Source organism: bacterium (genome assembly GCA_041649255.1).
Taxonomy (GTDB): domain Bacteria; phylum Hydrothermota; class UBA3073; order JACQXS01; family JAQTXJ01; genus JAQTXJ01.
This window is the reverse complement of record JBAZNK010000036.1, coordinates 1-6,480: the sequence shown is the minus strand read 5'-3', so window position 1 is coordinate 6,480 and position 6,480 is coordinate 1. Positions and strand designations below refer to the sequence as shown.

The following is a 6,480-nucleotide window of genomic DNA, read 5'->3' as shown; positions in this document are numbered from 1 at the left end:
GGCGAGTGCGTTGGTAATCACAAAAACAAAAATAAGGGAGGGATAACTTTTCATTAGGTATGCGAGATTTAATCAAAAAAAAAGGCATTTGTCAATACGAATAAAATACATAGAAAATAATGCGGGTAACGGCACTTGACAACTGATTGATGAAGTATTATTATGAATACATATTCATAATAATTATTTAGGGAGGGGGTGAGGAAGTATGCCAAATTTCGATGGAACAGGACCCGCCGGAATGGGACCAATGACAGGTAGGGGTTACGGCCCTTGCGGGTTTGGCCTTGGTTGGAGAAGAAGGTTTGGAGCAGGTCGCGGCATGGGAAGGTATTTCGGCTGGAATTGGCCCCAAACACCGCAAGATCAAAAAAAGGCGCTTGCTGACTATAAAAAAGCGCTTGAAGAGGAACTAGAAGATATAAAAAAAGAAGAGGAGGAAATTGCAAAACAAGCTTAACAATTTATTGTAGGCACAATCAATTCATATGCAATAATTCGTAGTGGATTATTGTGATGAATATTATAAACATGCCAAGACCTAAAATTCCCCGTCTTACAAGGTTTATCCCGGGAGTTTTATATTTTAAACCCCGGGGTATTCCTTTGTCTGAATTGGAAGAAGTCGAACTTTTATCTGATGAAGTAGAAGCATTAAAGTTATATGAAATTGATGCGCTCGAACAAACCAAAGCCGCGGAAAAAATGCACGTATCACAACCCACTTTCGCGCGGATCTTAAATAGCGCCCATAAAAAAGTTGCCAAGGCGGTAATTAAAGGCAAAGCAATTAAAATCAAAACTACTCCTTGACAAAAGCAATCTGTTTGCATTAATTTGATTTTTAAATAACACACGAGTAGGCTGTTTTTGCAAATACTTTGCTTATAGAATTTATGAACCCCGACCTTACAATATCGACTTTGCGTGACAAAGGTTTTAGAATTACATATATCAGAAAGCAAATAATTGTAATCTTTTCCCGAGTCAAGAAACCACTCTCAGCCAGAGATATTTACACTAACCTTATTTCTAAAAAAATAAATGTCAACAGAACAACTGTTTATCGTGAATTGGAATTTTTGGTTAATCAAAATTATCTAAATCCTGTTTACATCAAACCCCAGGAAATATCATATGAAGCCGCGAATCTAGTTCACCATCATCATCTAATATGCGAAGTCTGCGGAAAAGTGGACAACATAACAAACTGTCTTGCTGATAATTTTGAGAGGGATGTTTTCAGAAAAAAAAGGTTTAAAATTAAAAAACATACACTGGAGTTTTATGGAGTCTGCGCTAAATGTTTAAAGAAAGTATAGATATGGTAAACAACCTAGCCTTAAAAGTAAAAGACTTAACTGTAAAATTGAATGATCAAACTATCATTGATAATTTAAGTTTTGATGTAATAAAGGGTGAAACTTTAGTAATTCTGGGACCAAACGGTGCGGGAAAGACCACGCTTTTAAGGGCAATTTTAGGCACCATCCCTTCTCAAGGAGAGATTGTCTGGTCAGTTAATAATATTAGCTATCTTCCACCCAATGAACTTTTGCAAAGAAAGGAGGTTCTTCCCCTCACAGTCGAAGATTTTTATAGTTTAAAAGAAATAACAAAAGAAAGGATTAACAAAAGCCTAGTATCCGTCGGACTGGAAAAATCTATCATAAAAAAAAGAATTGCTCATCTTTCGACAGGCCAGTTTCAAAGGCTGGGTATAGCGTGGGCTCTGGTTGATAACCCGGATACACTTTTGTTTGACGAGCCTACTTCCGGAATTGATATCGGAGGAACTGAAACAATTTACTCGCTACTTCATAGCTTCTGGGAAAAACAAAAATTGACCATTATTTTAGTAACACACGATCTAAGTGTTGTTTGGGAGCATGCTGATAACGTGCTTTGCTTAAATAAAAAAGGCATATGTCACGGAATACCTTCCCAGGCACTGACAACCAAGAGTCTACAAAAACTTTACGGGGTAGGAGTGAAATATTATAAACACAATAATAAATGATTGACGAAAAAATAATCCTTGCCATATTGATGACATGCTCAATCGGGGCAGCGGCTGGCTATCTGGGAACTTTAATGTTATCCAAGAGAATGTCTTTAGTCGGTGGACCGCTAGGACACTTGACTCTTCCCGGAATTACGCTCGCACTACTCTGGGGTTTTGATGTGTCGATTGGAGCTTTTGCTATGTTACTATTTGCGATAATACTTATCTGGATTTTTGAAAAACGAACAAAATTACCACTGGAAACATTAACTGCAATCGTTTTTTCAACTTCTGTTGCCGTCGCATTTTTATTTCTTCCCCACGAAGAAGTAGAAGTTGCCCTAATCGGTGACATCTCACAACTATCACTCAAAACCACCCTCGGCAGCATATTTCTGTCGACGCTTTCCTTTATAACCGTAAGAAAAATTTATAAAAAGATTGTCTTTATTTCAATATCAGAAGACCTTGCCAAATCCGAAAAAATTAACACTGACAAATACAACCTCATTTATCTTCTTGCAGTCGCTCTTGTAATTGGCCTAAGTATTCGTATCGTCGGCTCGCTTCTTACGGCAGCTATTGTATCAATCCCTGCCGCAACCAGCAGAAATCTTGCTACTAATATGAAACAGTACGCGTACGGTGGAGCTATTGCCGGTGGCTTAGCAGGTCTACTTGGTATAATGCTTTATAAACTTTTTTCAATTCCTGCCGGACCATCGGTTATAATAACCAGCTCTGTGTTATTTGTTATTTCAAGTCTTTTCAAGAAAGATTAATCTATGCGTTTAATAAGAAAATTGACTCTCATACTAAATATAGTGCTTTTCCTTGCAATTCCTGTGAAACGCGTTTCAGCACAGGATGTTTCTTTTGATCTGGTGGAAGAAACACTGGAAGCTAAAGTAATTCAGGTTTTAGAAGAAAAAATGAAAATTCCCGAGTACGGTGAAGGGGAACAACTCTACCAAAAATTAAGACTGTTAGTCACGAAGGGTTCTCTTGTCAATAAAGAAATAGTTGTCGAAAGCGGAAATATTCCCTCATCTAACCTACCCAAATATGAAACCGGAGACAAGCTATTAGTTTTACATTCAAAAGACTATGCGGGAAATGACATGTACCTTATTACCGACTATGTCCGTAGAGACGCATTAATTTGGCTTTTTGCAATTTTTGTTGTACTGACAATAGTGATAGCCAAAATTAGGGGCTTGATGTCCCTTTTTGGGATGGCTATCTCTTTCCTGGTAATTTTTTACTTTATATTACCTAAAATATCATCAGGTTCCGATCCCGTCGGCACCGCACTATTCGGATCGTTTATCATAATTCCTGTAACCTTCTTTTTCTCGCACGGTTTTAATAAAAAAACGGTCGTTGCCATCGCCGGCACCACAATTTCACTGATCATAACGGGAATTCTTGCAAGTATATTTGTCGAGTTTTCGAATTTAACAGGATTTGCTAGCGAAGAAGCGGGATTTCTACAGATTGCAAAGGGAGACCAGATTAATATCAAAGGTCTGCTTCTGGGAGGAATTATTATCGGAGTTTTAGGAGTACTGGACGATGTTACAGTCTCCCAATCGGCAATTATTTTCCAGTTAAAAAAGGCGAATAAAAACTTAAATGCCAGCGAACTTTTTAAAAATGCCATGAGTATAGGACAGGACCACATCTCATCGATGGTAAACACTCTAGTTTTGGTTTATACGGGCGCTTCATTGCCTTTGCTTTTGCTTTTTATAAACAACCCACACCCCTTCACTGAAGTGGTAAACTACGAAATAATTGCGGGTGAGGTAATTAGAACCTTGGTAGGAAGTATAGGACTTATATTGGCTGTTCCCATAACAACAATCTTGGCATCTTTATCGGCCACAAATAAAAAATGAAAAGCAGCAAGAAACTCAATCTATATGTCTTAGTCCATACGGAAAGTCGTTATAATAAAAAACGGATTTTTACCGGACACATTGATTCTGTATTAACAGAAAAAGGTCATAAACAAGCTGAAGCATTTGCAAAAGAACTTGCAGGTAAAAACATTAACATCGCTTATACTTCTCCACTTAAAAGAGCAAAACAGACATTAAAACATATAATACGCTATCATCCTGAAACCAAAGTTATAATTGATAAAAGAATAATTGAAAGGGATTATGGGGAATTATCAAGAAGAAGCAAAGTCAAATTCAGAAGGGACCATCCCGATTTATATCCAATCTACCACCGGTCTTATAAAACTCCCCCACCGGGCGGTGAGAGCATGATTCAGGTGGAGAAAAGAGTCCTTTTGTTCATTAAAGAAGTTATTAATATAATGAGAAAAAATAGATTCAACGTGCTCATTGTTACACACAGTAATTCAATCCGTCCGATTATAAGGTATTTTGAAGGTATTAGTTCCAAAGAAATGATGCAACTTGAAAATTACCGGCTTAAAGTTCTTACTTATAAGATATAGTAGGTGAAGTCTAAAAAATGAAAGTTATAAAAATAGGAGCAGTTTGGTGTCCGGGATGCCTTGTTATGCGCCCGCGATGGGATGAAATTGGAAAAGAAAATCCATGGCTTAAAATTGAACACTTTGATTTTGATAATGACAAGAAAAAGGTCGAAAAGTATAATATCAAAAGTGGTAATTTACCCATCTTTATTTTTCTTGATAAAAAAGGAAATGAGTTTCTGCGCTTATCGGGAGAAAAAGAAAAAGATGAACTTTTAAAGATAATCAATGAAAATAAAGACAGATAATTATGAAAAAACTTTTAAAATACTTTTTAATTGCTATCTATTTAATTATTTTTCTGTTAGTACCAAATTACGTAAAGGCTCAAGAAAAAGAAGTTAATCTGTACTTTTTCTGGTCAAAAAGTTGTCCGCATTGCGCTAAGGAAAAAACATTTTTGGAACAAATCGCCCCTGATTTCCCAAGTTTGAAAACCCATGATTTTGAGGTGGGAATTCATAATAATGCAGTACTATTACAAACAATCGGAGAAAAACTCGGAGTGGAAACAGCAGGAGTTCCAATTACTATTATCGGAAGAGACTATTTTGTCGGATATTACAACGATGAAGTTACGGGAAAAACAATACTCAATTTATATGAAAAATATTCAAAAGAGGGAGATCCCGATCTCGTAGGTATGATCATCCGCGAAATGGATGGGTCTCAAAACATCCCAACATCCGCGGTCACTCCACCATCAGCAATTTCTGTTCCCAGCAATTCCATTACGAAAATGGTTACCCCAACCGTAACACCTACCCAGAAAGATGCCCTTGTTCAGACTGATTCAGTAGACAAAAACGTTCAAATTCCCGATGAAATAAAAGTTCCTTTTCTAGGCAATATCGATATCAAAAATTTGTCTTTGCCATTGATAACTATTATATTGGGAGCCCTAGACGGGTTTAATCCTTGCGCGATGTGGACGCTTCTTTTCTTAATAAGTCTACTTCTTGGAATGAAAGATAAAAAAAGGCGTTGGATTTTGGGTACCACTTTTATAGCAACCTCGGCACTCGTCTATTTTATGTTTATGGCGGCGTGGCTTAATTTGCTTTTATTCGTCGGTTTTATCATATGGGTAAGAATAATAATAGGTATTCTAGGACTCGGATGCGGAACCTACAATTTGAAAGAGTATTTCACAAATAAGGCGAGCGGTTGCAAAGTAACAGGAAACGAAAATAGGCAAAAAATCTTTAAAAAATTACGCTCTATTACACAACAAAAAAAATTCCTGCTTGCTTTGGGAGGAATAATTTTACTGGCATTCGCGGTAAACTTGGTAGAATTAATCTGTTCCGCCGGTCTTCCTGTAGTCTTCACACAAATATTAACGCTTAGTAACCTTCCCAAATGGCAATACTACGTGTATATGCTTTTATATATTTTTATATTTATGCTTGACGACCTATTTGTATTTTTCTCAGCGATGATAACTCTGGAAATGACCGGGTTAAGTACTAAATATTCCCGAGCATCTCATCTAATAGGAGGAGTTTTAATGATAATTATCGGAATCCTTATAATCTTCAAACCCGAAATCCTCATGTTCGGTTAAAAACATCATTAAATTATTCTGATCAACCGCCGAGATATTTGTTAAAATTATTATTATGAGCAATCTTTACTAAAAATAATTTGCATTTGGCCAAACATAATCTTTTTCATAACCCGCTTTTCACTATTGTTTTTTAATATTTACCCATTATAGAATTAGTTTAGTAATCAATGTCGGAAATAACTTCACATCTCAGGTCTAATATTAAAAAATCAACTAGGGGAAACTTTGCTAAATTATTATCAATTCCAGCAATTCTCTTATCTCTAACGGCCTTGGTATATTTAGTCAAACAAAACCAAGACATAAGAGAAAAAGCGCAGATTTTTAAAGACGCTCCCCCGGGTACAACAACATTTACTTATAATGGTGAAGGCCAAAGACTCTCAAAAA

General features: G+C 36.5%; 9 protein-coding genes. All 9 read left to right on the top strand.

Annotated features, from left to right (window positions below; translation table 11 throughout):
- Positions 1–208 precede the first annotated feature (208 nt).
- The gene (locus WC614_13925) at positions 209–460 is read left to right on the top strand and encodes a DUF5320 domain-containing protein (GenBank protein MFA5034102.1); all 252 of its coding nucleotides are present in this window, start codon (positions 209–211) and stop codon (positions 458–460) included.
- 56 nt (positions 461–516) lie between these two features.
- Positions 517–813: a DUF134 domain-containing protein gene (locus WC614_13920; protein MFA5034101.1), complete on the top strand. Its 297-nt coding sequence runs from the start codon at positions 517–519 to the stop codon at positions 811–813.
- Positions 814–1,303: 490 nt separating this feature from the next.
- On the top strand, positions 1,304–2,020 hold the full coding sequence (locus tag WC614_13915) for a metal ABC transporter ATP-binding protein (GenBank protein MFA5034100.1): 717 nt from the start codon (positions 1,304–1,306) through the stop codon (positions 2,018–2,020).
- The gene (locus WC614_13910) at positions 2,017–2,787 is read left to right on the top strand and encodes a metal ABC transporter permease (GenBank protein ID MFA5034099.1); all 771 of its coding nucleotides are present in this window, start codon (positions 2,017–2,019) and stop codon (positions 2,785–2,787) included. Before WC614_13915 ends, WC614_13910 begins: the two co-directional genes overlap by 4 nt.
- Before the next feature lie 3 nt (positions 2,788–2,790).
- Positions 2,791–3,906 carry a YibE/F family protein gene (locus tag WC614_13905; GenBank protein ID MFA5034098.1) on the top strand — a complete coding sequence of 372 codons (1,116 nt, stop codon included), beginning with the start codon at positions 2,791–2,793 and terminating at the stop codon, positions 3,904–3,906.
- Complete coding sequence (locus WC614_13900; GenBank protein MFA5034097.1) at positions 3,903–4,478, top strand: histidine phosphatase family protein; 576 nt, start codon at positions 3,903–3,905, stop codon at positions 4,476–4,478. The genes WC614_13905 and WC614_13900 overlap by 4 nt, the downstream gene beginning before the upstream one ends.
- Before the next feature lie 17 nt (positions 4,479–4,495).
- Positions 4,496–4,768 carry a thioredoxin family protein gene (locus WC614_13895; GenBank protein ID MFA5034096.1) on the top strand — a complete coding sequence of 91 codons (273 nt, stop codon included), beginning with the start codon at positions 4,496–4,498 and terminating at the stop codon, positions 4,766–4,768.
- Between the two features lie 2 nt (positions 4,769–4,770).
- Positions 4,771–6,087 carry a thioredoxin family protein gene (locus WC614_13890; GenBank protein ID MFA5034095.1) on the top strand — a complete coding sequence of 439 codons (1,317 nt, stop codon included), beginning with the start codon at positions 4,771–4,773 and terminating at the stop codon, positions 6,085–6,087.
- A gap of 170 nt (positions 6,088–6,257) precedes the next feature.
- A partial coding sequence (locus WC614_13885; protein ID MFA5034094.1) for a hypothetical protein occupies positions 6,258–6,480 on the top strand: 223 nt, incomplete at its 3' end.

What these genes read in the sequence shown, in the direction of transcription:
- WC614_13900 (MFA5034097.1), top strand. Translation starts at nt 3,903, where the DNA reads ATGAAAAGCAGCAAGAAACTCAATCTATATGTCTTAGTCCATACGGAA.
- WC614_13895 (MFA5034096.1), top strand. Translation starts at nt 4,496, where the DNA reads ATGAAAGTTATAAAAATAGGAGCAGTTTGGTGTCCGGGATGCCTTGTT.
- WC614_13890 (MFA5034095.1), top strand. Translation starts at nt 4,771, where the DNA reads ATGAAAAAACTTTTAAAATACTTTTTAATTGCTATCTATTTAATTATT.
- WC614_13905 (MFA5034098.1), top strand. Translation starts at nt 2,791, where the DNA reads ATGCGTTTAATAAGAAAATTGACTCTCATACTAAATATAGTGCTTTTC.
- WC614_13920 (MFA5034101.1), top strand. Translation starts at nt 517, where the DNA reads ATGAATATTATAAACATGCCAAGACCTAAAATTCCCCGTCTTACAAGG.
- WC614_13915 (MFA5034100.1), top strand. Translation starts at nt 1,304, where the DNA reads ATGTTTAAAGAAAGTATAGATATGGTAAACAACCTAGCCTTAAAAGTA.
- WC614_13910 (MFA5034099.1), top strand. Translation starts at nt 2,017, where the DNA reads ATGATTGACGAAAAAATAATCCTTGCCATATTGATGACATGCTCAATC.
- WC614_13925 (MFA5034102.1), top strand. Translation starts at nt 209, where the DNA reads ATGCCAAATTTCGATGGAACAGGACCCGCCGGAATGGGACCAATGACA.